Raw genomic sequence first — 24,813 nt, 5'->3', positions numbered from 1 at the left:
TATTTCAGCCATTTCACGAAGTTCCGACCGCTTCTTTTGAGATTGTATCGGCCACTTTGCTTATTATATCGGCCACTTTATCTACTTTATCGGCCACTTTGCCAGTTAGGCCACTGTTTCAACTTTATCCAGCCACTTCTTTCATATCGGCTATTCATTCACTTTGGGCGAATACCGCCAATTCCTCCCACAAATTAAAAATAAGAATCAGAAAAACAGCTTGATGAGGAATCATCAAGCTGCTCAGCAGCATTTTTTATGGAAAGCGAGGGAATTGCTTGAAGTCTGGATCGCGTTTTTCTTTGAACGCGTCTCGGCCTTCTTTTGCTTCATCTGTTGTGTAATACAATAAAGTTGCATCTCCAGCGAATTGCTGAATGCCTGCTAAACCATCCGTATCTGCATTGAATGCTGCTTTTAAGAAACGGATCGCAGTTGGACTTTTTTCTAGAATTTCTTGACACCATTGTACGGTTTCAGCTTCAAGCTGATCCAGAGGAACAACTGTGTTGACTAATCCCATATCAAGTGCTTCCTGTGCTCCATATTGTCTGCAAAGGAACCAAATTTCGCGAGCCTTTTTATGCCCTACAATTCTTGCTAAGTAGCCTGAGCCATATCCTGCATCAAAGCTCCCGACTTTAGGTCCAGTTTGTCCGAATACTGCATTGTCTGCAGCAATCGTTAAATCACAGACAATATGTAAAACATGTCCACCGCCAATTGCATATCCAGCAACCATTGCAATTACTGGTTTAGGAGTCACTCGAATTAAGCGTTGTAAATCCAGTACATTTAGACGAGGAATTTGGTCTTCACCTACATATCCACCATGTCCACGGACACTTTGGTCTCCACCTGAGCAAAAAGCTTTTCCACCTTCACCAGTAAGAATGATTACTCCGACATTTGCATCATCGCGTGCATATGCAAATGCATCAATTAATTCGTTAACCGTTTTAGGACGGAATGCATTATGTACCTCTGGACGATTAATAGAAATCTTAGCAATTCCATTATATGTTTGATAAATAATGTCTTCATATTTACGTTCAGATACCCATTCAATTGTCATACGGCTTAGCCTCCTTTTTTTTGTACGCGGTTTCGCTAATTAAAAACTCATTAACTATTTTACCAAACATTCGCGGTTTCTCCACATGAATTGCATGACCTGCACGATTTATTTCGGAAATTGTAGAAAAGGGGAGAATTTCATCCATTTCCTTTGCAATCTCGCAAAACTTTGTGTCCAATTCTCCACAAATTAATAACACCGGCATCTTTAATAAAGGAAGCTGTTCCCAACTTGATGATTGCGAACCTGTCCCCATTCCAATTAAGCTATTTGATAATCCAATCTTCGTATTCGAAAGTCGTTGCAATCGTATTAAGGATTGAATTTCAGAAGGTAACTGCAGCTGTGATTGAAACAAAGGAATACTTTCCCAATCATTCACAAAAGCTTCAACACCCTTCTTTACTATCCCTTCTGCAAGGTAACGATCTTTCTTTATTCTATCTTCTCGCTCTTCCATTCGTTTTAATCCTGGTGAACTGCTTTCTAGTATTAACTTCTTCACGAACCCGGGATATTTTGCTGAAAAAGAAAGAGCGATTCTGCCACCCATTGAGTAGCCTAAAAGATTTACTGAATCAAGATTTAACTTCTCAAAAATCACTTTTAAATCTTCAACTACATTATCCATATGATATCTATCAGATTGTGTAGGACTATCTGTTCGACCATGTCCAAGCATATCAATTAAAACAACTTGATAAGATTTAAATTCCTTAAGAAATGGCCCCCAATTTACTGAAGATCCTGTGAATCCGTGTAATAAGACTAAAGGTTCACCTGAAAAGTGAACCTCCACATGATAGTTCATTCCTCGTATATTCATTCGTTCAGTAGTGTCTTTCTTATTTCCTGGGAAACACAATTCATCAAATCACGATGAACTTTGACACGGGTTTGCCTGTTCGTCACGATTTCGACGACATTTAGCCCCTTTTGTATTTCATCTTTGGAAAAGTAGTCCTGAAACTGCTCCCAGGTTTCGACTTTTCTGTAAGAACCGTGATACATCTCAATTGCTTTTGAAAAATCGAGGCCAATTGCAGTACCGAATAATTGTTCAAAATGTTTTTCTTCTGATGCTTGTGGAAGGAAAGAGAAAATACCGCCTCCATCATTATTTATTAAGATGATTGTTAAATTAAGTTCATACATTTTTGCTGCTAACAATCCATTTAAGTCATGAAAAAAAGATAGGTCTCCTATAATTAAATAAGTTGGGTGACTATTCTTCACACTTGATCCTAAAGCAGTGGAAACGACACCATCTATTCCATTTGCACCTCGGTTTGCTAGTATGTTTAATCTCTTTTCCTGTTTACTGAAAAACGTATCGACATCGCGAATTGGCATACTGTTTCCAACAAACACTGTACTTTCATCAGGTAAGTATTTTTGAAGTTCGACATAGATTTTACCTTCAAAAAGATCTTTGTTATTTGAGGTAAGATGGTGTAAATGTTCTGAACAAACGTTATTAACTTCTGTCCAAATTTTTCTCCAAGTTGAATTCCCTTGTTTTTCTTGATTGCTAATTAACTCTCGACATAGCCATTTTTCATTGCAATTGACCATTTGAGTAGCATTTAAAGTTGGATCGCGCCATCCGCCATCTTCGTCGACAATAATTTGTGTGATTTCAGGGTGGTTCTTCAACAGTAAGAAAAGCGGTTTTGAAACCGGCATTGCACCAAAGCGAATGACCACATCTGGCATCAACTCTTTTACGATTACTTCGTCTTTTAGAAACGTATCGTATTTATCAATAATCGTTTCCTTATCATGTGTACCCGTTCTCATTTGTGACAAAGGATCAGCCAGCAGAGGGAAATTGAAGTGCTTAGAAAACTGAATAATCTCGGTAAAAACCTTGTCATTGCTTAACTCTCCACAGACAATTAACCCTTTTTTCTTATCTTTTAAAAGAGTACTAACTCTTTTTAGTTCACTTTCAGATAAAATAGAAGAAGAACTACTAAGTGCTGTATGTGTTTCACGATTATTTGGTTTTTTCCATAAGTCTTTCAACTGAAGATTAGGTAGAAGTGGTTCTCTTAATGGAAAATTTAGATGTACTACGCCTGCAGGCTTTGACAATGCAGTAGCCACAGCTCGTCCAGAAACGGTCCTTGCATACCCCAGCATGCTCTCACTTTGTTCAGGCAGGGCTAAGTCGACAAACCACTTGGCATATTTCCCATACATATGTAGTTGATCTATTGCTTGAGGTGCACCGACATCACGTAACTCATGAGGACGGTCAGCGGTTAAGACAAGTAATGGAACTCGTGAATAGTGCGCTTCAACAATTGCAGGATAGTAGTTGGCTGTTGCTGTGCCTGATGTACATAGCAAGACAACAGGCTTTCTTTGCACCTTGGCCATTCCAAGTGCAAAAAAGCCTGCTGAACGTTCATCTATATTTAAGTAACAAGTAAGATCTGGATGTTCTGCCATTAAAATCGCGAGTGGTGTTGAGCGAGAACCAGGGCTAATGACAACACTTTCCACTCCTGCCCCCGCAAGTTCATCAACAAATGAGCTTATATATAATGTTAATGAATCACTTTCCTTCATGCCTTAATTCCTCCTAATGCTGTCATCATCGGCTTTAATTTTATTTGTGTTTCAACATACTCTAATTCTGGAACTGATTCTCCAACGATTCCACATCCGGCAAATAAAGCAACCTTATTTCCCTCAATAAGACCGGAACGGATCGCAACTCCAAATTCTCCATTATCATACGCATCCAACCAACCAATTGGCCCTGCGTACCAGCCTCTGTGCATTGGTTCAAGCTCTCTAATTTTTTCGATTGCTGCGTGCTTCGGGTACCCACCTAAAGCAGGGGTAGGGTGAAGTCTTTCCACCATTGATAGTAAAGAGTGGTCTTCACGAGCAAAACCTTCTACAGGCGTATATAAATGTTGAATGTTTTTTGTCTTCATGAGTTTTGGTTTGTCTGGTGTTACAACATCGTAGCAACAATCCTCTAAAGCTTTCTTAATCATTTTGACGACAATATCATGCTCAAGTAAGTTTTTATCGTCTGTTAAGAGCTGGTGACCCAGAAGTTTATCTTCCTCAACTGAAATTCCACGTTTGATAGATCCAGCAAGGCATGTAGAGAACACTTTGTGATTTTCTTTTTTCACTAATCTCTCAGGAGTAGCACCAATAAAGCTTTGTATTCCATTTTCGAATGCAAAAATATAACTCGTTGGCTGATTTTTTTGTAATGAATCAATAACAGAATACGTATCAACTTTTTCATTAAAAAGTAGATGAACTTCTCTAGCTAAAACTACTTTATCAATTTGCTTTGCATGTATTTGTTCTTTTGCTTTTACGATAGCATTTAACCATTCTTCCTTATGAAGTTCAGTTAGTTTGAATTCGTTAAACTTTTCACAATCTCGTATATGAGAAAAGTTTAAATTATTTATTTCATATGAAGTAAAATGTTCAATGCAGTCCTCTAATTGATCAAAAGGATGAATTAATTTATTAACGGTCAGGTAGCTTCTTTCTTTCGTGTTAGTAAGCATTATCGTTGGTAGAAAAAACTTAGCCTCTGAAAAGTCATTCCACAATTGGCTTTTCGATTTGATTGGATCAAAGGAAAAGCCCCCGAATAATAATGGACCGGTTCCGACTGAAACGCTACCACTATGCAAAACTTGCTTATTTAAACGCTTCCATTCATTTTCAATTAGTCGAAATCGATTGGTTGTTTGATCACTTGTTTCAATCACCAATTCATTTCCTAACCCAACGACTGTAAACGTAGAAGGTCCTGACCAATAAAAACGTTCACCTAAAAACAAGTTTTCACCATAATTAAAAAAGTGGAGGGGGTCCATTGCATCCACTTCGCTAATGTGACTAACGATGACAGCCTCATTGCTCCGTCTCGCCACTTCCAGTGCTTTTTGAATATGTTCTTTAACCGAATGATCTATTGTTGTAATCAAGCTAATCCCCCCAAAACCGAAAATTGCTTATATTAAGATACACCTTCTTGAAAAGATGTGTCAATAAAATGAAACCTAGATGTGGTATACGTCCAGAGTATTAATTCTATACTTTAAAACAACTTCTATCCTTATTATATATCTACCCACTCTAGATTAAAATGAAAAGGTCTTAAATACATACTCATTTTAGAGGGATTTATGGAAATAATAAGCTTTGATAAATCTTGTAAAAGGATTGACACATGTTTGATATTTTTCTAAACTAAAGTTTGGAGTCGTTTGCTTAAATGAACAATAGCGAAGAAACACACAAAAGGCTACCGTACAAATATATAAAGGTATTGCGTTGTTTATTTTATAAAAGGGGAGATTTTATGCAACCACAAACGCATACAACCCAGCATGTTCCCAATGTTAAACCCGAGAAAAGCATGAAAGTATGGTGGATGTTATTACGACCACATACACTTACGGCAGCTTTTATCCCAGTAACGATCGGAACGGTTTTAGCGCTGATGGATGGAGAAGTTTCTATAGGTTTATTTTTAGCGATGTTAGTCGCTTCCATACTTGTTCAAGCAGCAACCAATATGTTTAATGAGTACTTCGATTATAAAAGAGGTCTAGATAATGAAAATTCAGTTGGCATTGGTGGAGCGATTGTTCGACATGGCATTCAAGCATCGACTGTTTTAAATCTTGCCTTCTCATTTTTTGGGATTGCTGCTTTATTAGGTATTTACATTTGTATCGCTTCCTCTTGGTGGGTAGCGGCGATAGGGCTTGTTTGTATGGCTGCCGGCTATTTCTACACGGGAGGTCCAGCTCCAGTCGCATATACACCTTTTGGTGAACTTATGTCCGGATTTTTCATGGGAAATGTGATTATTTTATTAGCTTATTTTATCCAAATAGGAACTGTTACATTAGATGTTTTTGTTATATCAGTACCTATTGCCATATTAGTTGGAGCCATTATGCTTGCGAATAACATTCGTGATTTAGACGGCGATAAAATAAATGGACGAAAAACGCTAGCTATATTAATCGGACGTATCAATGCAGTTCGATTCCTAGCAGGAATGTTCATTGTCTCGTTTATGCTTCTTTTTTTGTTAATTGGATTGGGTACTATTTCATTTTGGACACTTCTTGTTTTAGTTAGCATTCCAAAAGCATATCAGGCAGTCAAGCTTTTTCAGGGGAAAACTGAGCCAATTGAGATGATGCCTGCAATGAAAGCAACTGCTCAAACAAATACCCAGTTCGGATTCTTACTGGCAGTAGGATTATTTATTAGCTATTTACTTTAAAGCAGCCAATGCTGCTTTTTTTTTTGTGCATTTTTAACATTAATGATTTTGAACCCAACTGCTCATAATAGATGTAGAACCATTAAAAAGGAAGGAGCGTGGATGGCTTGCTAAGTTCACAACAGCTTGAGACCTTCCGCTCACAACTCACTGAAATGAAAAATGAAATTACTCATCGTTTTGAGGTGAATGGTCACTTTGGCTTAGAACAAAGCCTTAGAGATTCAACCGGTGAGTTGTCTAATTATGATAATCATCCAGGTGACGCTGCAACAGATCTTTACGAGCGAGAAAAGGATATTGCATTAAATGAACATGTTGAAGAAGAATACCACGATATTGAACGAGCCTTAGATGCCATCGAAAAAGGAATATATGGAGTTTGTGAAACGTGTGGAGTTGAAATTCCATTAGATCGATTAGATGCAATTCCAACAGCTACTACTTGTAAAGAACATGCGCCCGAACAAGCTGTTTCACATAACCGTCCAGTTGAAGAAGGTGTGCTAATGCCTCCTTTTGGAAAGTTTGAGTATGATGATAAAGAAGTCGTAGCATTTGATGCCGAAGATTCATATCAAGAAGTCAATCGTTATGGATCATCTGAAACACCTTCAGATTTTAACAATCCGCAAGATCATTATAACGATGTCTATATGGAATCCGATGATCCAATTGGCTATGTGGAGGATTATGAGAACTTCGTAGCAACAGATATTGAAGGAAAAGAGATCACTGTGTACCCATCAATCCAACATAAGCGATATGAAAACACGCTAGATGAAGAAGACTTGATGACACCTTTTGGTGATTTGCCAGGTTATGAAAAGGATCCTTATACAGAAGATTAATGAGCCTCCCATTCCGGGGGCTTCTTTACACTAGTATATTTATATAAAATATTTTTACAGAAAATTAAAATAATATTGAAAAATAAAATTATATATTTATAATGAAGTATCAAAGGAGGTTTTATAAATTATGAATACATTAGAAAAGATAAGTAAATTCTCGGGAAATACATTTGCAATATGGGTTCTACTATTTGGATTGTTAAGTTTTTTATTTCCTAGTGGCTTTACATGGATTGCACCACACATCCCACTTTTGCTAGGAATTATTATGTTTGGAATGGGTTTAACACTTTCACTGGATGACTTTAAAGGAGTGTTGAAGGCGCCAAAGAGTGTGCTCCTCGGGGTTGCTGGACAGTTTACGATCATGCCTTTACTCGCTTTTGGACTTGCAACTATATTTAAGCTTGAACCTGAGGTTGCAGTTGGAGTCATACTCGTTGGGTGTTGTCCTGGAGGCACCGCATCAAATGTTATAACTTTCTTAGCTAAAGGTAATACGGCTTTATCAGTAGCCGTCACATCTGTCTCAACTTTACTTGCTCCTATCTTAACACCTGCATTAATCCTTTTATTTGCTAGCAAATGGCTTCCAGTGTCGGCGGGATCATTGTTTGTATCAATTGTTCAAATCGTTTTACTTCCAATCATACTTGGACTTATTGTACAAATGTTATTCCGAAAACAAGTAGAAAAAAGTGTTACCGCTCTGCCTTTAGTATCTGTTGTTGGAATTGTTGCTGTCGCTTCAGCAGTTGTAGCTGTAAATTCAGAACGAATTGCAGAAACAGGCCTTATTATTTTTTCTATAGTCATCTTGCACAATGTTTTAGGTCTTCTTTTTGGATTTTTATTAGCAAAAGCATTTAAGCTTGACTTCAGTGATCAAAAAGCAATCTCTATTGAGGTGGGAATGCAAAATTCCGGACTTGGTGCTGCATTAGCAATCGCTCATTTCTCCCCTATATCTGCCGTTCCAAGTGCAATCTTTAGTGTTTGGCATAATATTTCTGGTCCACTTCTCGCCACATGGTGGGGCAAAAAAGCCCTAAGTGACAGTACACTACCAAGTGAAACAACTAAACAGGCTTAATTTTGAATCAGGTAGTTTAAACTGCCTGTTTTTTTTTGTTATTTAAAAAATTATACCCTTATTAAAAGGTTTTTTACTACTTTTCTAGAATTGTTTCAGGGATCATAATTAAAAGAGGTGACTCAGTATGAATGCTCATGAAATTGATTACAAACTCCATGGAGACGATATGCAGTGTGTTGAAATCGAATTAGATCCAAATGAAAGTGTTGTTGCTGAAGCTGGTGGGATGATGATGATGGAAGACGGCATTGATATGGAAACAATTTTTGGTGATGGTAAGGAACAAACTGGATTTTTGGGCAAGCTCGTTAGGGCTGGAAAACGTGTTCTTACGGGTGAAAGCATGTTTATGACTGTTTTTACAAATAAAGGCTCTGGAAAAAAATGCGTATCTTTTGCTGCTCCTTATCCTGGAAAAATTATTCCTGTTGATTTAAGTGAGCAAGGTGGGAAAGTAATTTGTCAAAAAGATGCATTTTTATGTGCAGCAAAAGGAGTTTCAATTGGCATTGATTTTCAACGTAAATTAGGCACTGGATTTTTTGGTGGCGAAGGGTTTATTATGCAAAAGCTAGAAGGCGATGGTTTAGCCTTTTTGCATGCGGGTGGAACGATTATCAAAAGAGAGCTAGCACCTGGTGAAAAGCTCCGAATTGATACGGGCTGTCTTGTTGCATTAAGTAAGAATGTTGATTATAACATTGAATATGTTGGAAAAGTTAAATCTGCATTTTTTGGTGGTGAAGGCTTATTTTTTGCTACTGTTCAAGGACCTGGAACAGTATGGATTCAAACCCTTCCATTTAGCCGTTTAGCAGATCGCGTGCTAGCAAGTGCACCTAGTGCAGGTGGAAATTCACAAGGTGAAGGAAGCCTGCTTGGTGGGATTGGTCGATTGTTAGACGGTGACAATCGCTAAAATAGTTAATAAAAAAAGCGCAAGCGCCTTGTTCAGACCCGACAAGCATAAGACGATTCTAAATAGAAGGCGCTCTTTGCCTTCAATTTAGAATTGACTTATGACCTCGAGGGTCTAGGCGCTGGAGCTGGATTCAGAAACGCAAACTGAATCCTAGAATTATATAAATTCTAATATAAAAATAAAGGGGATGTCAATTTGACATCCCCTTTCACTATTAAATCCTAATCCCTACCGGCTCAATTCCCCAAATCTTGTTGGCATATTCTTGGATCGTTCGATCACTTGAAAAATATCCTGAATGAGATATATTTACCAATGTCTTTTCTAACCACTTTTCTCTATCTATATAAGAATGCTGCACTCTTTCCTGTGCTTCCACATATGACGAAAAGTCACGTAAGACAAAATATTGGTCATGCTGTACCAATGAATCATAAATTGTTTCAAACTCACCGACTGTGTCAGGGAAAAATCCATTAACCAATTGGTCAACTACTTGTCGAATTCTTAGATCATGAAGATAATACTCACTCGAACGGTATCTACCGTTCTCGTAATATTGTAAAACCTCATCCGCATTTAATCCGAAAGTGATAATGTTTTCCTTGCCAACTGCCTCCATAATTTCAATGTTAGCACCATCCAACGTTCCAATTGTAAGAGCACCGTTCATCATAAATTTCATATTTCCTGTTCCAGAAGCTTCTTTACTTGCTGTAGATATTTGTTCGCTCACATCTGCTGCAGGAAAAATTAGTTCGGAAAGTGATACTCGGTAATTTTCCATGAAAATAACTTTAAGCACTTGAGAGATTTTAGGATCATTGTTCACTTTATCAGCAAGTGAATTAATTAACTTTATTACTTTTTTGGCATAGTAATAGCCTGGTGAAGCCTTCGCACCAAATATAAATGTTTGTGGCTGAATTGTAAAATTGGAATCTTCTTTTAAGCGATTATACAAATACATGATGTGCAAAACATTCAGAAGCTGACGTTTGTATTCATGCAGTCTCTTTACTTGAACATCAAAAATTGAATGAACGTCAATTGAGGTACCAGTGAGTTCTTCAATTTTTTTTGCTAATATTTGTTTACGCTTTAATTTAACTTCTGCAAATTTCCCCTTCAGAACAGGATCATAGGCATGACGTTTTAACTCAAGTAATTGAATTGGCTCTTTTATCCATGCAGTTCCAATTGTATCTGATATTAATTCCGATAACTCTGGATTCGACTTTAATAACCAACGTCGATGTGTGATCCCATTTGTTTTGTTGTTAAATTTAGCAGGATACACTTCATAAAACGATTTCATTTCTCTATTTTTGAGAATTTCCGAGTGAATCTTCGCAACACCATTCACACTATAGCTTCCTACAATAGCCAAATGAGCCATCTTCACCAAATCATGTGCAATGATCGCCATCTCTTCAATTCGGTTCCAATCGCCAGGGAAACGATTCCATAATTCCTGACAAAAACGTTCATTTATTTCTTCAACAATCATATATATTCTCGGTAGCAAAGGCTTAAACAAGTAAATTGGCCATTTTTCCAACGCTTCCGATAAGGTTGTATGATTCGTGTAGGAAATCGTATTGGTTGTTATTGTCCATGCTTCATCCCAAGACATGCCTTCTTCATCTAATAAAATTCGCATTAGCTCAGGTATTGCCAAAACTGGGTGTGTATCGTTAATATGAATAGCAATTGATTGATGAAGCTCTTTTAAGCTAGCATTTTTTTCCGATACGAGGAGACGATGCTTTGCAAACTAGCAGAAACAAGAAAATATTGTTGTTTTAAGCGCAATATCTTGCCTTCGTCATGCGTGTCGTCTGGATATAGAAATTCTGAAACCGCTTCTGTTTCACGTTTATAAGCTAAAACATCATGATGCGGAAGATTTGGAAGAGGCTCCGCATTCCACAATCTCAATGAATTTACTGTATTTGTTTTATACCCTACAATTGGCATATCATAGGGAACCGCCAAAATTCGTTCAGCATCCGTTGTTTTGAAATGCATTGAATTTTTGACCATTTTTGCTTCAACTGTTCCCCAAAAAGATACCTCAACAGCTTGATCTGATTGCCTTACTTCCCAAGCATTTCCGTGCCTTAACCATTGTTCAGGGAGCTCAACCTGATAGCCATCGACAATTTTCTGATCAAATAGACCGTGCTTATATCGGATACCGCAACCATGACCAGGTAAATTCAAGGATGCAAGCGAGTCTAAGAAGCAAGCTGCGAGTCGGCCTAAGCCGCCATTCCCTAAGCCTGCATCCGACTCACTTTCCTCTATCTCCCGTAAATCTATATTTAATTCGTCCAAACCTTCTTTGACAACTTCTTGTATTCCAAGATTCATTAAGTTCTGTCCGAGAAAACGTCCTAATAAGAACTCAATCGATAAATAATAAACCTGTTTATTGCTCTCAGATCGGTTTAATTCATTGGTTTCAATCCATTTAGAGCTAATGTACTCTCTTACCATATTCCCTAGCGTTTGATATTGATCACGCTTTGTTGATTCATGAAAGCTTTTTCCAAGCATTCTTTCTAATCGAGTCAAAAAGCTTTTTTTAAATTGCTCTTTGTTAGAGAACATGACTCCCACTCCTAGTCATTAACTCAGCATAGAGCTGGTTGTATTTAAAAGCCGACTGCGCCCAACTATAATCCTGCCTTATCGCGGTTTTCACAAGAGTATTCCAACTCTTCTTATCCTCGTAAAAACGAAGAGAGCGATTCACAGTATGTAGCAAATCATGGGCGTTAAAATTCGTAAAGCTGAATCCGTTTCCTTCACCTGTTTCTTCATTGTAAGAATGGACCGTATCATTAAGTCCACCAGTCTCTCGCACAATTGGAATCGTTCCATATTGTAGGGCAATAAGCTGGCCTAACCCACAAGGTTCAAATTTCGATGGCATCAAAAATAAATCAGCTCCTGCGTAAATGCTGTGGGCAAGAGGCTCATCAAAACCAATATATGCTTTAAAGCGATCAGGATAGACCCATTCTATATAACGGAAAAAGTCTTCGAACTCTTTTTCTCCCGTCCCGAGCACAATCAATTGAACATCTTGCTCAAGTATTTCATGAAGCACACTTTTAACTAAATCTAATCCCTTTTGTTTTGTTAATCTTGTAATCATTGTAATAACCGGGATATCCTTATTTACTGGAAGCCCAAATGCAGTCTGTAGTGCAGATTTATTCACAGCTTTCTTTTCAATTGAAGCTGCACTGTACATTTCTTTTATGTACGGATCTTGAAGTGGATTGTAAATCTCGTCATCTATTCCATTTAAAATCCCGACTAAAGAAGAATCCTTCACTCTTAACAAACCATCTAACTGTTCACCATAATACGGTGTTTGAATCTCATTTTTATAAGTCGGGCTAACCGTTGTAATCATATCTGCTGATACAATTGCGCCTTTCATAAAGCTAACATTACCATTGAACTCTAGCTTATTGCTTTGAAAATGTTCTTCACTTAAATTAAGGAGATCATCCAATATCCCTCTCGGAAAAATACCTTGAAACTGTAAGTTATGAATCGTAAACACGGTTTTCATCTTTTCATAAAAAGGTTTAAGCACATATTCTTCTTTTAAAAGATAATTAACCATTCCAGCATGCCAATCATGGGTATGAACAAGATCAGGCTGAAAGTCAATTGCTTCAATTGCGTCTAAAACGGCTCTACAAAAAAAGGAGAATCTTTCTCCATCATCATAATGTCCGTAAAGCGAGTCTCTTTTAAAATAATACTCATTATCAATAAAATAGTAGGTAATTCCATCATGGACCAATTGTTCAATTCCACAATATTGTTGTCTCCAGCCAATTGGCACCGTGATTTCCTTAACCTTTTTCATTTTACTTAAAAATCGTCTCGGAATTTGTCCGTACTTTGGTAAGATCACACGTACATCTGTACCAAGCCTTTTTAATTCTTTTGGTAGTGCGCCAGCTACATCAGCAAGACCTCCTGATTTAACAAATGGTACACATTCTGATACGACAAATAATACTTTCACGAATTCATCAACTCTCCTTGAAGGGTCCCTTTACGAAGAATCGCAGGAGATTGGCTAGAGCCTACTAACTGAACGCCTCTTGCTACCTTAACATCTTTATCTAAAATCACATTTTCTAAAATACAGCTATCTTTGATTTGCGTTTTTTGCATGATGATACCATTCTTAATGACTGTATCCTTACCAATATGTACGGCACGGAAGATGATACTATTTTCAACAGTACCGTCAATGATACATCCGTTTGCAATCATTGAATTTTTCACACGTGCATTTTTCTCATACTTTGTTGGTGGCTCGTCTTTTACTTTTGTTAAAATTGGACGATTCTTAAGAAACACTTGCTGCCATACTTCTGGCTTTAACATTTCCAGACTATGTTTAAAATAACTTTGAATCGAATCAATAATGGCTACATAATCATTATGTTCATAATCACACTTAACTAGGTTATGGCGATCATCTGTAATCAACTCGGCTAATGTTAAATAACCCGATTGATTATAATCATGAATTAGTTCTACTAATAGTTTGGTAGACATTAAGTACATTTGTAGTGGCTTTCCATCATGTGTAACTTGGGTAATGTCGCAACCTACTTCAAGATGACGAACCAAAACTTTTTTGTAATCAATATTACAAACTGTGTAGCTATTAGAAATCACTGCATACTCTTGACCACTTCTTAAGAAATAGTCGATATGATCAGAAAACTGTCTAAACGATCCAAATTCATCATATTGATCATGAAGATGTGGAGAAGGAAAAAAGAACAATCCGTCTTTTTTTCGATTCAAATCCCATTGTTTACCTGAACCAATATGGTCCATTAAAGAACGATATTGATACTTAGGGAAAATGGCGACACTATCAATCTCTGAATTAACCATATTTGAAAGGGTAAAATCAATTAATCGATAGCGACCTGCAAAAGGTACTGCTGCAAGAGAACGATTAACTGTTAAGTCCTCGATTTCCTTTTTATACGTTGTTGCATCAATAATTCCTAACATTTTCTGATACACTATGCTTTCTCCGCCTCTCGTCGTTATTAAATAGATTGTAAGTCTTTATATGGTTAAAAATAATTATTTCGAAGTGATTTTTATTTGTTCGACAAACTCTTCACTAACAAGTACAACTTCATCCAGATCCTTTTCTGTTCGAATAATCGTTCCATTAGGCACAGTCATTCCACTCGGGACAATTGCATTTTCAATGAAAACATTTTCGCCAATTGTAGAACCAGGCATCATAACAGAGTTTTTAATTATTGAGTTTTTCCCAATTGTAACCCCTTGGAATAATACAGAGTGATAGACTATCCCGTAGACTACACACCCTTCATTAACAAGCGATTCTGAAACTTCAGCATCGTCAGAGATAAACTGAGGTGGGTGGTTCGGATTAACCGTATAAATTCTCCAATCATGATCAAATAAATTTAAATTTTTTGAGCTATTCTCTAGTAAATCCATATTTGCTTCCCATAAGCTTTTAACCGTTCCTACATCCTTCCAATATCCTTGAAATGGATAGGCAATAAGACTTTTCTTTTCTTCTAATAACAGAGGAATGACATCTTTACCAAAATCATGGCTTGACTCTGGATTTCGATCATCCATTTCTAAGTACTCTTTTAAAATAGAGTATTTAAAAATATAAATCCCCATTGATGCTAAGTTGTTCTTTGGAAATTCAGGCTTTTCTTGAAACTCAGTGACTTCCATTTTTTCATTTGTATTCATAATTCCAAAACGACTTGCTTCATCCCAAGGAACTTCAATAACCGAAATTGAAACATCTGCTTCTTTTTCAATATGGTATTCTAGCATCTTTGAGTAATCCATTTTATAGATGTGATCTCCTGATAAAATGAGGACATACTCAGGCTCATATTGTTTTAAGTAGTTCATATTTTGATAGATAGCACTTGCTGTTCCTTTATACCACTTGACTTCTGATGACTCCACATAAGGGGGAAGTACCGTCACTCCACCGTTTTTACGATCTAAATCCCATGCACTACCTATCCCAATATAGGAATTTAAAACAAGCGGTTGGTACTGTGTTAGCACGCCTACTGTATCAATACTTGAATTTGTACAGTTACTTAATGTGAAGTCAATAATTCTATATTTACCACCAAATGGGACTGCCGGCTTTGCTAAACTCTTTGTTAAAGAACTTAAGCGACTACCCTTTCCTCCTGCTAGAAGCATTGCGACGCACTGTTTTTTGACCATCTTTTTTAATCTCCCCTCTTTTTTTAACTGCTCGTAGAATTGTGATTCCGTAAGGTGGAATTGTCATAGAAAGGTGATAAGGTCTTCCGTGAAATTCCCCCTCAATTGCTTTTATTGCTCGTTTGTTGGTTTGTTCAGATCCACCGTATACTTCTAAATCGCTGTTTAAAATTTCAACATATTCAGTTTGGAGTGGTACTCCTACTTTATAATCGTGATAGACAACTGGCTTGAAATTACAAACTACGATTAAAATATCATTCGGCTTACTACCTTTTCGCATATATGAAAAGATGCTCTGGTCGGTATTATTTGCATCGATCCACTCAAAGCCCTCAGCTTCGTGATCTAATTCAAAAAGAGGACGCTGCTTTTTATATAAATTCAATAATTCCTTAAAATAAACTCTTACCTTTTGATGCATTTCAAATTCTTCTAAATTCCAATCAAGCTGTTCTAAATCTTTCCATTCATCGAATTGCCCGAACTCTCCACCCATAAATAAAAGTTTTTTACCAGGGTGTGTAAGCATGTAGCCATATAAGAGTCGGAGCTGTGCAAACTTTTGCCAATAATCTCCTGGCATCTTATTTAAAAGTGACTTTTTCCCATGTACAACTTCATCATGAGACAGTGGCAGGATAAAATTTTCTGTATAGGCATATAACAGAGAAAATGTCACATTATGATGCAGATGACCTCGTTGTTCAGGTGGTGCTTCCATGTATTTAAGCATGTCATTCATCCAGCCCATATTCCATTTATAGTTAAACCCTAGTCCTCCGGATGATGTAGGGGCTGTCACCATTGGCCAATCAGTTGAGTCTTCTGCGATCATGAGAAGATTCGGATCATGAGAAAAGACAGCTTCATTTAATTTTTTCAAAAATGAAACCGCATATGGATTTTCAACTAATTCACCGGAATTCGGCCAATACAACATATTTGCAACTGCATCAACTCTAAAACCATCAATATGAAAGTTTTCAATCCAAAACAACGCATTAGAGATTAAGAAACTATGTACCTCAGGCTTTCCTAAATCAAAATTTGCCGTTCCCCAAATTTCATTTTCCCGATCGTTATATTTTGGATATTCAAAGGTTGGTTCCCCATCAAACATATACAGACCATGTGCATCCTTACAAAAATGTCCTGGAACCCAGTCCAAAATGACACCAATATTATGTTGATGACATTGATCAATAAAATTCATCAAGTCTTGTGGTTTGCCATATCGACTTGTTGCTGAAAAATAACCAGTACCTTGATAACCCCAAGATCGATCATAAGGATGTTCAATTACGGGGAGTAACTCAATATGGGTAAACCCGTGGTCGAGAACATATGGTATTAGCTGCTCAGCCAACTCTTCGTACGTTAATAACTCGTCATCTGCTTTCTTTTTCCAAGTACCAAGATGAACCTCATAAATAAACATTTGTCGATCGTACGCTTCTTTTTGTCGCTTCGCACGCTGCCATTTCTGGTCATTCCACTGATAGCCACTAAGATCATAAACGACTGAAGCAGTGTTCGGACGTACTTCTGAATGAAAAGCATATGGATCAGCTTTCAGAATTCGGTCACCATTACTCGTCAAAATTTCATACTTATACAATTCACCAGACAATACTTGAGGGATAAAAAGTGACCAAATTCCCTCACTGTTTACTGAATTCATCTCATGTTCTACTCCACACCAATTGTTAAAGTTTCCAACAACACTTACCTTCATAGCATGTGGGGCCCATAAGCAAAACTGTGTTCCATGTACCCCCTCTTGTTCAATAATGTGCGCTCCAAAAAAATCATAGCTTTTAAATAATGTACCTTCATGGAAAAGATGGATCTCAAAATCTTTAAGACAAGTGAGTGTCATGGAATTCACCCTTTCTCTTTTTCTATATATGCTTTAAATTCAAAGAATAAAATGAAATACCTTCTATGGAAGCGTTTCCAACAAACGACAAAAAAACACAAATTAGATGGAAAATGAAAAATGTTATTCTTTTAAAGTTAAATTGAGTTTTAGGTAGTTAAGATTTGGAATTCCCCACATAAACTTCAAAGAAAATAGCTACAAATACTGGAGATTTAGTAGGTTAATTTAGGTATGGGTATAGACCAAATGAATTATACTTAATCAAATAGAGATATTATTTGTTTTTCAAGTTGTTATTTTAGGAAAATAATAATTTCGACTTTTTGTAGAATTATGTAGAAAAGTTTGTTTATTAAAAAAAGGGGAAGTTTTTTTAAAAAAACCTCCTATTAAGTATAGAAGGTTTTCTTCGACATGTATTTATTGGTCAGACAATTGTTTGGGCGAACTGTTTTAGTGCTCCTCTTAATTAGTAAGACAAAGCTGGTCTTGTTACATTTGCATTTATACTTAGAGAAATCGCATCCCCCGGCTTAAAGCGTTTAGTGAATACGGAGGAGTAGACGTTAAGAGTTTGATCATTCATAAGTATACTATAATGTATCTCATTTCCCTGGAATTGAGCAAAATGAACTTTTCCCTTCATTCCTATCTTTTGAGGTTCATCCAATATCCATTGTTCTGGTCTTACAGGATATAAATTCTGATCTTTAAGTTCCTCTGAAATTCCAATGTCCGGCCAACTAATGAGTGGAAATCCTGTTGGAACAAATGAATCTTTAGTGACCCAATTTCCCTTCAGTAGATTGCTTTTTCCCACAAAGGTGGAAACGAAAACAGTCTTTGGCTTTGTATAAATATTTTCTGGAGTTTCTACCTGTTCGATCTCACCTTTATTCATAACAACTATCCGATCCGCCATTGCTAGTGCCTCTCCTTGATCATGTGTTACATAAGCAATCGTTGTGCCTAGATGACGGTGAATCCCCTGTATCTCCTTCCTCATCTCCATTCTTAATTCAGCATCCAATGCACTAAGCGGTTCATCCATAAGCAGTAAAGCTGGACGAGGTACAATCGCTCTTGCTAAAGCAACACGCTGTTTTTGTCCACCTGAAAGCTCGGATGGATACCTGTTCTTTAAATGATTAAGTCCTACCATTTCTAATGCATCTTTAACTCGAACAGCCTGTTCTTGCTTATCTCTTATTTTTCCATAACGATGATGCTTAAGTGGAAAGAATATATGCTCCTCTACCGTCATATGAGGCCAAAGAGCAAAAGATTGAAACACCATACTAATATTCCTTTTTTCTGGTGGGACGATACTGTTCACATTAGCAACAACCTCTTCATTAAAAATAATATTCCCGGAAGTGGGTTTCATAAATCCTGCCAAAAGCTTTAGCAACGTTGTTTTACCGCAACCAGAAGGACCTAATATAGCAACAAATTCTTTTTCATATAATTCAAGATTGAGATTTTTTAGGGCAGTATAGTTCCCAAATTGCTTGCTTATATCTTTAATTTTTATCATCGTTGTTCACCACCTGCTTTTTCCATACTTTTTCTACTATTATAAAAAGAATACCTAAAACCACAATCGTTAGCACAATCATGCTCGAGAACGCTGTAGAATATGTACTATATCCAGCCTGTTCAAAGTTAAAAATGACAACACCGATTGTTTCTGATCCACTTGACCATAAAAGACTGGACACCGTTAATTCTGTTAAGGCAGTTAAGAAAACAAGTAACGCTCCTCCCATAATACCAGGCAAAAGTATTGGAAGAAGGATTTTTTTCCACTTCGTGAACCATCCTGCACCCGAAGTTAAAGCAGCCTCCTCCATTGAAGGATCAATTTGTGAGAATGCTGTTAAACTACCCCGCATTTGAAGAACAGTAAATCTCGTAATATAAGCAATTAGTAAGATCCAAACAGTTCCATATACACCTGGTTTCCATCCCGGGATAGGCTCGAGCCACATTAAAATAATAGCTAGAGCAAAAACTGTACCTGGAAGAGCATAAGGAATTGTAACAATGATCTCTGTTATTCGAACAAAAAATGATGGATGTTTAAAACGCAAATAGGCAATACCTGTCCCTAGTAAAAGGCAGCAAACCAATGTAGTCAGAGCCAATATAACACTATTTGTCACAGCAGACATTGTCTTAGCATCTTCGAATAACAAGTATTGATAGTTTTTAAGAGTGAGATTTTCCCATGTAAGTGACAAACCATATGCCTTAATAAAAGACGTTGCTGCCATAGAAAGAAAAGGAATAAGGCTTGTAAGAAGCAGGAAACACCAGAGAAGTACTTCAACTACTGTACTCCAGCCCCTAGAGAGATAATACCTTGGCTCCATGTCTCTGTATGATGTTTCACTGACGTTGCTCTTTCTAACCATAAACCACTGGACAATAGTGCCGGACAATGCAATCATACCAAGAAGAGCGGATAAAACCGCTGCCTTCGCAAATGCACTTGGACCATATCCTATTACCTGCTCGTATATATATGTACTTAATACTCGAATATTTGCTGGGATTCCGAGAAACGCCGGAATTCCAAAATTATCAAGGTTTGATAAAAAAGCAAGAAGACCGCCTCCTGCAATCCCTGGCAACGCCATTGGCAAAACAACTTTATTAGTGATTGTCCAATTAGATGCACCAGCTACACCAGCGGCATGTTTCAATTCACGTGGAATCCTTCTGAAAACCTCTAAACTCAACAAATAAACTAGAGGATAGTGTGACAACCCTAAAATAAAAATAATACCCTCTATGCTATACAAATTAAACACAGATTCTTCTAAAGAGAGCAATGCAGAAATTGGTCCATTTCGTCCCAAAAACTGAACCCATGCTAGAGTGGTTATATAAGAAGGAATGATAAAGGGCATAAAGATAAATAGTTGGATCCACTTCTTCCCTCGCAAATTCAAATATGCTATTATCCAGGCAAGGCCTACTCCCAAAAATAATGCGATTACCGTACTAAACAATGTTATCCAAAGGGTATTCTGAACCGTTTTCCAAGTTGCTTTCTCTGTTAGTACTTCTTGATATAGAGTAAGGCTAATGGTTCCTTCCGGGAACAGACTCAGCCACATCAAACGGCAAATAGGTAATAAAAAAATAAATACAATAAGCACAAAACCTAGTATTCCCCACCAACTCTTGAAGATAGAAGAAAAGGAAAACGAGTAAATGGCTCTCGTTTTCCTTAATGGACTCTGGTATGGTGAATTCATTTCCCCACTCCCTTTTAAGTTCCAAATTACTGACTAACTGTTTTTTCAAACTGCTTTTTATCATCTTCTCTCGATTTATATAACTCTTGGATGTCTGAGGAAATGACCTTCATCTCATCAATTGTTTTTAATCCTTCTGGAGCTTCTACTCCGCTTCGAATCGGTGTATAGCCAAGCTCAACAGCAAGCTTCTGGCCTTCTTCTGATAGTACAAAGTCAACAAAAGCCTTAGCAGCTGCTTCGTTTTGAGTTACTTTCATGATACCAATTGGCTCCGTAATAACTGGTACACCTTCTTCAGGATAGACTAGTTCGACCGGAGATCCTTCCGCTTTTGCACGTGCGACGATAAAATCAACGACCATTCCAAAATCTTTTTCCCCACTAGCAACACCTTTAAGAACGTCTCCATTCCCTTTTGTTACTGTTACTTCGTTTGAACTGATTTTTTCATAAAAATCCCAACCAAAATCATCTTGGCGTGTAAGAACTCCTAAGTTATAAGCTGCCGCTCCTGAATATAATGGACTTGGCATGATGATTTTTCCTATTGCCTCTTCTGAAATTAACGCATTCCAACTCGTAGGCATTTCAGCGACATTCTCAGTGTTAACTGCTAAAGCAGTAGCCATAACTTTTGTGCCATAGTATGTACCATCCGAATCAATTAATTCCGTTGGAATTTCGCTTGCCTCAGGTGATTTGTAAGACAACAACAAATCCTCTTCCTTCAAACTTTCAAATGTAACAGCATCTGCTACTAAGAGTACATCAGCCTGAATATCACCAGCTAATTGCTCTGCGTTAATTTTCGAAATAACTTCTTCTGTACCCGAACGAAATGTTTCAACTTTTACCTCAGGATATTCTTCCTGAAAGCCTTCTACTAATTTAGCAGCATCAGCATCTGGCTGTGATGTATAAAAATTTAGCGTTCCTTCTACCACTGAACCAATTTCCTTGGCTTCGCTTGTATTATTGGTAGCAGTTGACCCCTCACTTCCTTGATTATTTGAAGAAGTTGAATTGTTACTGCAAGCACTTGCCAAAATCATCAAAATTCCCAAAAATAAACTTAAACTCCATTTATGCATTGAATTTTCCTCCTTTAATGATTTTTGGTTCATAAAGATTCTTAAACGAACATTTGGTTTTTTGCACTCCTTTCCACAAAATTTTAATATGTACTTGGATTGTTGTACCTTAAGCATAAGAAACCATTGTTAACGGGGTGTAAAGGAGAGTTATAGATATTGAAAATTTTTTGTAAATATTAATTTTTCAAATACACCGTACCTTTAAAACATTGCTTTTAAAACAATTAAGAGAAGGCTTTAACAAGTACAAAAAAAGACAGCCCCCTTTGACTAGGAGACTGCCTGTTCACATTATTTAAATAAGCACTGTTTATATGTTGAGGTTTAGAATATGGAATTAAAAGAACAAAAGCGCGGGCGACTTGGTCAGCCCCGACAAGCATAAGGCGATTCTAAATAGAAGGCGTTCTTTGCCTTCAATTTAGAATTGACTTATGACCTCGAGGGGCTAGGCGCTCGAGCTGGATGCAGAAACGTTATCCACAGTTCAAGAATTTTATAATTTCCTTAACAAAGAAAAAGACGTTGCATTATGCAACGTCTTTTAAAAGATGACCCATACGGGATTCGAACCCGTGTTACCGCCGTGAAAGGGCGGTGTCTTAACCGCTTGACCAATGGGCCATATATATATTATTATCTGGCGGAGAAGGAGGGATTTGAACCCTCGCGCCGCTTACACGACCTACACCCTTAGCAGGGGCGCCTCTTCAGCCACTTGAGTACTTCCCCAGATATATGGCTCCGCAGGCAGGACTCGAACCTGCGACCGATCGGTTAACAGCCGATAGCTCTACCACTGAGCTACTGCGGAATAAAAACATAAACTTTTTTTCTAAGAGATGGTGGGCCTGAATGGACTCGAACCATCGACCTCACGCTTATCAGGCGTGCGCTCTAACCAGCTGAGCTACAGGCCCATTTGGAGCGGGTGAAGGGAATCGAACCCTCATCATCAGCTTGGAAGGCTGAGGTTTTACCACTAAACTACACCCGCATTTATTTAGTTAAAAAGGGCGACTGATGGGAATCGAACCCACGAATGCCTGAACCACAATCAGGTGCGTTAACCACTTCGCCACAACCGCCACAGTAAAAATGCTTAAAATTTTCGAAAGAAAAGGTGGCTCAGGACGGAATCGAACCGCCGACACAAGGATTTTCAGTCCTTTGCTCTACCGACTGAGCTACTGAGCCATAAGTTTTCGGCTTCCGCTAAGCTTCAAATCTCTTCGTCAGCTCCTTCACTTACATCCTCACGTATTAATATACGCTCCGGTGTTCACTCAGTCACTTCCTCGACCATTTCGCTTATCGAAACCCTTATCTAGGGTACAATTTTCTAATTTGATATGGCGGTCCCGACGGGAATCGAACCCGCGATCTCCTGCGTGACAGGCAGGCATGTTAACCGCTACACCACGGAACCGTAAAATTTATGATTGGTTGCGGGGGCAGGATTTGAACCTGCGACCTTCGGGTTATGAGCCCGACGAGCTACCGAACTGCTCCACCCCGCGATAATAATAATTATTAATGGTTTTCTATGCTCTTTGTATTTACTTATTAAAATCCGTACTGCTTCTAGGATGATAAAAGTGGAGGAGGAAGAGGGATTCGAACCCCCGCGGGGTTTGACACCCCTGTCGGTTTTCAAGACCGATCCCTTCAGCCAGACTTGGGTATTCCTCCGTTGGTATTACAGATAAATGGTGGACCTTGTAGGACTCGAACCTACGACCGGACGGTTATGAGCCGTCTGCTCTAACCAGCTGAGCTAAAGGTCCCTTAATTTGGTAGCGGCGGAGGGAGTCGAACCCACGACCTCACGGGTATGAACCGTACGCTCTAGCCAGCTGAGCTACACCGCCAAATTAGGATGATATTTAAAACACATATGGTGGAGCCTAGCGGGATCGAACCGCTGACCTCCTGCGTGCAAGGCAGGCGCTCTCCCAGCTGAGCTAAGGCCCCAAATTGTAAAAGAAAATGGTCGGGAAGACAGGATTCGAACCTGCGACCCCTTGGTCCCAAACCAAGTGCTCTACCAAGCTGAGCTACTTCCCGTTATGGCGCGCCCGAGAGGAGTCGAACCCCTAACCTTTTGATCCGTAGTCAAACGCTCTATCCAATTGAGCTACGGGCGCATATTAAAAAATTAAGATGGTGCCGAGGACCGGAATCGAACCGGTACGGTAGTCACCTACCGCAGGATTTTAAGTCCTGTGCGTCTGCCAGTTCCGCCACCCCGGCAACATATTAAGAGCGGAAGACGAGGTTCGAACTCGCGACCCCCACCTTGGCAAGGTGGTGTTCTACCACTGAACTACTTCCGCATATGCTGACAAAAAAATTTATATGGTGCGGGTGAAGGGACTCGAACCCCCACGTCACAAGGACACTAGATCCTAAGTCTAGCGCGTCTGCCAATTCCGCCACACCCGCATATAAATGGTGAGCCATGAAGGATTCGAACCTTCGACCCTCTGATTAAAAGTCAGATGCTCTACCAACTGAGCTAATGGCTCATCTTAAAAGTATGAAAAAGATGAAAGTTTTTGTAGTTGTTTCTCGACGTCCAAGTCTCAGAAAGGTTATGCAAGAAGCAGCTCGATTTGTACGCTGTAGTAACGCTTCGTAGCTTACTCGATCGTGCTCTACCAACTGAGCTAATGGCTCATCTTAAAATTCACTCTTAAAATGAGTGGTGCCGGCAAGAGGACTTGAACCCCCAACCTACTGATTACAAGTCAGTTGCTCTACCAGTTGAGCTACACCGGCGTAATAAAAAGTAATAATATGTTATGGTGGAGGATGACGGGATCGAACCGCCGACCCTCTGCTTGTAAGGCAGATGCTCTCCCAGCTGAGCTAATCCTCCGTAATAAGAACAACACATATCTATCGGTGTGTTGTCCAATGTCTTGCCCGGCAATGTCCTACTCTCACAGGGGGAGACCCCCAACTACCATCGGCGCTGAAGAGCTTAACTTCCGTGTTCGGTATGGGAACGGGTGTG

General features: G+C 38.4%; 15 protein-coding genes, 21 tRNA genes, 1 rRNA gene and 1 pseudogene. 4 read left to right on the top strand and 34 right to left on the bottom strand.

The annotated features are described in order from the left end of the window. Nucleotides 1-256: 256 nt before the first annotated feature. From menB to ACFFIX_RS21885, 4 genes are read right to left on the bottom strand one after another with little or no spacing between them, the layout of a single operon-like run. A complete protein-coding gene (gene menB, locus ACFFIX_RS21900; RefSeq protein WP_378937802.1) occupies nt 257-1,075 on the bottom strand; it encodes a 1,4-dihydroxy-2-naphthoyl-CoA synthase in 819 nt (272 codons plus the stop codon). Then, nucleotides 1,065-1,904 carry a 2-succinyl-6-hydroxy-2,4-cyclohexadiene-1-carboxylate synthase gene (gene menH, locus ACFFIX_RS21895; RefSeq protein WP_378937800.1) on the bottom strand — a complete coding sequence of 280 codons (840 nt, stop codon included), beginning with the start codon at nt 1,902-1,904 and terminating at the stop codon, nt 1,065-1,067. The genes menB and menH overlap by 11 nt, the downstream gene beginning before the upstream one ends. Continuing rightward, nucleotides 1,901-3,655 carry a 2-succinyl-5-enolpyruvyl-6-hydroxy-3-cyclohexene-1-carboxylic-acid synthase gene (menD, locus tag ACFFIX_RS21890; RefSeq protein WP_378937799.1) on the bottom strand — a complete coding sequence of 585 codons (1,755 nt, stop codon included), beginning with the start codon at nt 3,653-3,655 and terminating at the stop codon, nt 1,901-1,903. Before menD ends, menH begins: the two co-directional genes overlap by 4 nt. After that, nucleotides 3,652-5,055: an isochorismate synthase gene (locus ACFFIX_RS21885; protein ID WP_378937797.1), complete on the bottom strand. Its 1,404-nt coding sequence runs from the start codon at nt 5,053-5,055 to the stop codon at nt 3,652-3,654. Before ACFFIX_RS21885 ends, menD begins: the two co-directional genes overlap by 4 nt. 377 nt (nt 5,056-5,432) lie before the next feature. On the opposite strand from ACFFIX_RS21885, the gene ACFFIX_RS21880 reads away from it, so the two are divergent. The 4 genes from ACFFIX_RS21880 (at nt 5,433) to ACFFIX_RS21865 (ending at nt 9,240) form a co-directional block, all read left to right on the top strand. Further along, on the top strand, nt 5,433-6,371 hold the full coding sequence (locus ACFFIX_RS21880; RefSeq protein ID WP_378937795.1) for a 1,4-dihydroxy-2-naphthoate polyprenyltransferase: 939 nt from the start codon (nt 5,433-5,435) through the stop codon (nt 6,369-6,371). 107 nt (nt 6,372-6,478) lie between these two features. Next, a complete protein-coding gene (locus ACFFIX_RS21875) occupies nt 6,479-7,222 on the top strand; it encodes a yteA family sporulation protein (protein WP_378937793.1) in 744 nt (247 codons plus the stop codon). Between the two features lie 130 nt (nt 7,223-7,352). Further along, nucleotides 7,353-8,318, top strand: a complete 966-nt coding sequence (locus ACFFIX_RS21870) for a bile acid:sodium symporter family protein (RefSeq protein WP_378937791.1) — start codon at nt 7,353-7,355, stop codon at nt 8,316-8,318. A 127-nt stretch (nt 8,319-8,445) separates the two neighbouring features. Next, complete coding sequence (locus ACFFIX_RS21865) at nt 8,446-9,240, top strand: TIGR00266 family protein (protein WP_378937789.1); 795 nt, start codon at nt 8,446-8,448, stop codon at nt 9,238-9,240. Nucleotides 9,241-9,457: 217 nt separating this feature from the next. Here the strand turns inward: ACFFIX_RS21865 and ACFFIX_RS21860 are convergent. The 30 genes and pseudogenes from ACFFIX_RS21860 to rrf all read right to left on the bottom strand — a co-directional run. After that, a pseudogene (locus ACFFIX_RS21860) lies at nt 9,458-11,859 on the bottom strand (glycogen/starch/alpha-glucan phosphorylase). After that, nucleotides 11,849-13,300 carry a glycogen synthase GlgA gene (gene glgA / locus ACFFIX_RS21855; RefSeq protein WP_378937787.1) on the bottom strand — a complete coding sequence of 484 codons (1,452 nt, stop codon included), beginning with the start codon at nt 13,298-13,300 and terminating at the stop codon, nt 11,849-11,851. Before glgA ends, ACFFIX_RS21860 begins: the two are co-directional and overlap by 11 nt. Then, nucleotides 13,297-14,328 carry a GlgC family sugar phosphate nucleotidyltransferase gene (locus ACFFIX_RS21850; protein WP_378937880.1) on the bottom strand — a complete coding sequence of 344 codons (1,032 nt, stop codon included), beginning with the start codon at nt 14,326-14,328 and terminating at the stop codon, nt 13,297-13,299. The genes glgA and ACFFIX_RS21850 overlap by 4 nt, the downstream gene beginning before the upstream one ends. A 60-nt stretch (nt 14,329-14,388) precedes the next feature. Next, on the bottom strand, nt 14,389-15,546 hold the full coding sequence (locus ACFFIX_RS21845; protein ID WP_378937785.1) for a glucose-1-phosphate adenylyltransferase: 1,158 nt from the start codon (nt 15,544-15,546) through the stop codon (nt 14,389-14,391). Beyond that, on the bottom strand, nt 15,497-17,428 hold the full coding sequence (glgB, locus tag ACFFIX_RS21840; RefSeq protein WP_378937783.1) for a 1,4-alpha-glucan branching enzyme: 1,932 nt from the start codon (nt 17,426-17,428) through the stop codon (nt 15,497-15,499). The genes ACFFIX_RS21845 and glgB overlap by 50 nt, the downstream gene beginning before the upstream one ends. A 472-nt stretch (nt 17,429-17,900) precedes the next feature. Continuing rightward, nucleotides 17,901-18,968, bottom strand: a complete 1,068-nt coding sequence (locus tag ACFFIX_RS21835; RefSeq protein ID WP_378937781.1) for an ABC transporter ATP-binding protein — start codon at nt 18,966-18,968, stop codon at nt 17,901-17,903. Then, nucleotides 18,955-20,697, bottom strand: a complete 1,743-nt coding sequence (locus ACFFIX_RS21830) for an ABC transporter permease (RefSeq protein WP_378937779.1) — start codon at nt 20,695-20,697, stop codon at nt 18,955-18,957. Before ACFFIX_RS21830 ends, ACFFIX_RS21835 begins: the two co-directional genes overlap by 14 nt. Before the next feature lie 26 nt (nt 20,698-20,723). Then, nucleotides 20,724-21,791 carry an ABC transporter substrate-binding protein gene (locus ACFFIX_RS21825; RefSeq protein WP_378937778.1) on the bottom strand — a complete coding sequence of 356 codons (1,068 nt, stop codon included), beginning with the start codon at nt 21,789-21,791 and terminating at the stop codon, nt 20,724-20,726. 555 nt (nt 21,792-22,346) lie between these two features. Continuing rightward, nucleotides 22,347-22,418: transfer RNA gene (locus ACFFIX_RS21820), tRNA-Glu, on the bottom strand. A gap of 17 nt (nt 22,419-22,435) precedes the next feature. Beyond that, nucleotides 22,436-22,526, bottom strand: a tRNA-Ser gene (locus tag ACFFIX_RS21815). 7 nt (nt 22,527-22,533) lie between these two features. After that, nucleotides 22,534-22,608 (bottom strand) — tRNA-Asn (locus tag ACFFIX_RS21810). A gap of 29 nt (nt 22,609-22,637) precedes the next feature. Next, nucleotides 22,638-22,714, bottom strand: a tRNA-Ile gene (locus ACFFIX_RS21805). Nucleotides 22,715-22,717: 3 nt separating this feature from the next. Then, nucleotides 22,718-22,791 (bottom strand) — tRNA-Gly (locus tag ACFFIX_RS21800). A gap of 18 nt (nt 22,792-22,809) precedes the next feature. Continuing rightward, nucleotides 22,810-22,882: transfer RNA gene (locus tag ACFFIX_RS21795), tRNA-His, on the bottom strand. A gap of 36 nt (nt 22,883-22,918) precedes the next feature. Further along, a tRNA-Phe gene (locus ACFFIX_RS21790) sits at nt 22,919-22,991 on the bottom strand. Between the two features lie 156 nt (nt 22,992-23,147). Beyond that, nucleotides 23,148-23,223: transfer RNA gene (locus tag ACFFIX_RS21785), tRNA-Asp, on the bottom strand. 14 nt (nt 23,224-23,237) lie between these two features. Beyond that, nucleotides 23,238-23,314 (bottom strand) — tRNA-Met (locus tag ACFFIX_RS21780). 79 nt (nt 23,315-23,393) lie between these two features. Further along, nucleotides 23,394-23,486: transfer RNA gene (locus ACFFIX_RS21775), tRNA-Ser, on the bottom strand. An 18-nt stretch (nt 23,487-23,504) separates the two neighbouring features. Further along, nucleotides 23,505-23,581, bottom strand: a tRNA-Ile gene (locus ACFFIX_RS21770). A 7-nt stretch (nt 23,582-23,588) separates the two neighbouring features. Beyond that, a tRNA-Met gene (locus ACFFIX_RS21765) sits at nt 23,589-23,665 on the bottom strand. Nucleotides 23,666-23,692: 27 nt separating this feature from the next. Further along, nucleotides 23,693-23,768: transfer RNA gene (locus ACFFIX_RS21760), tRNA-Ala, on the bottom strand. 16 nt (nt 23,769-23,784) lie between these two features. Further along, nucleotides 23,785-23,861: transfer RNA gene (locus ACFFIX_RS21755), tRNA-Pro, on the bottom strand. Between the two features lie 3 nt (nt 23,862-23,864). Further along, nucleotides 23,865-23,941 (bottom strand) — tRNA-Arg (locus tag ACFFIX_RS21750). A gap of 17 nt (nt 23,942-23,958) precedes the next feature. Continuing rightward, a tRNA-Leu gene (locus ACFFIX_RS21745) sits at nt 23,959-24,047 on the bottom strand. Nucleotides 24,048-24,058: 11 nt separating this feature from the next. Then, nucleotides 24,059-24,130, bottom strand: a tRNA-Gly gene (locus ACFFIX_RS21740). A gap of 23 nt (nt 24,131-24,153) precedes the next feature. Beyond that, nucleotides 24,154-24,239 (bottom strand) — tRNA-Leu (locus ACFFIX_RS21735). 7 nt (nt 24,240-24,246) lie between these two features. Then, nucleotides 24,247-24,322 (bottom strand) — tRNA-Lys (locus tag ACFFIX_RS21730). Between the two features lie 177 nt (nt 24,323-24,499). Then, nucleotides 24,500-24,575 (bottom strand) — tRNA-Thr (locus ACFFIX_RS21725). A gap of 24 nt (nt 24,576-24,599) precedes the next feature. Then, nucleotides 24,600-24,675 (bottom strand) — tRNA-Val (locus tag ACFFIX_RS21720). Nucleotides 24,676-24,720: 45 nt separating this feature from the next. After that, nucleotides 24,721-24,813, bottom strand: a 5S ribosomal RNA gene (gene rrf / locus ACFFIX_RS21715); the annotation flags it as partial.

Origin of the sequence: Metabacillus herbersteinensis (genome assembly GCF_042433335.1) — a bacterium.
Classification (GTDB): Bacteria; Bacillota; Bacilli; order Bacillales; family Bacillaceae; genus Metabacillus; species Metabacillus herbersteinensis.
The sequence above is the reverse complement of the archived record's forward strand: the minus strand, read 5'-3'. Positions and strand labels throughout refer to the sequence as shown.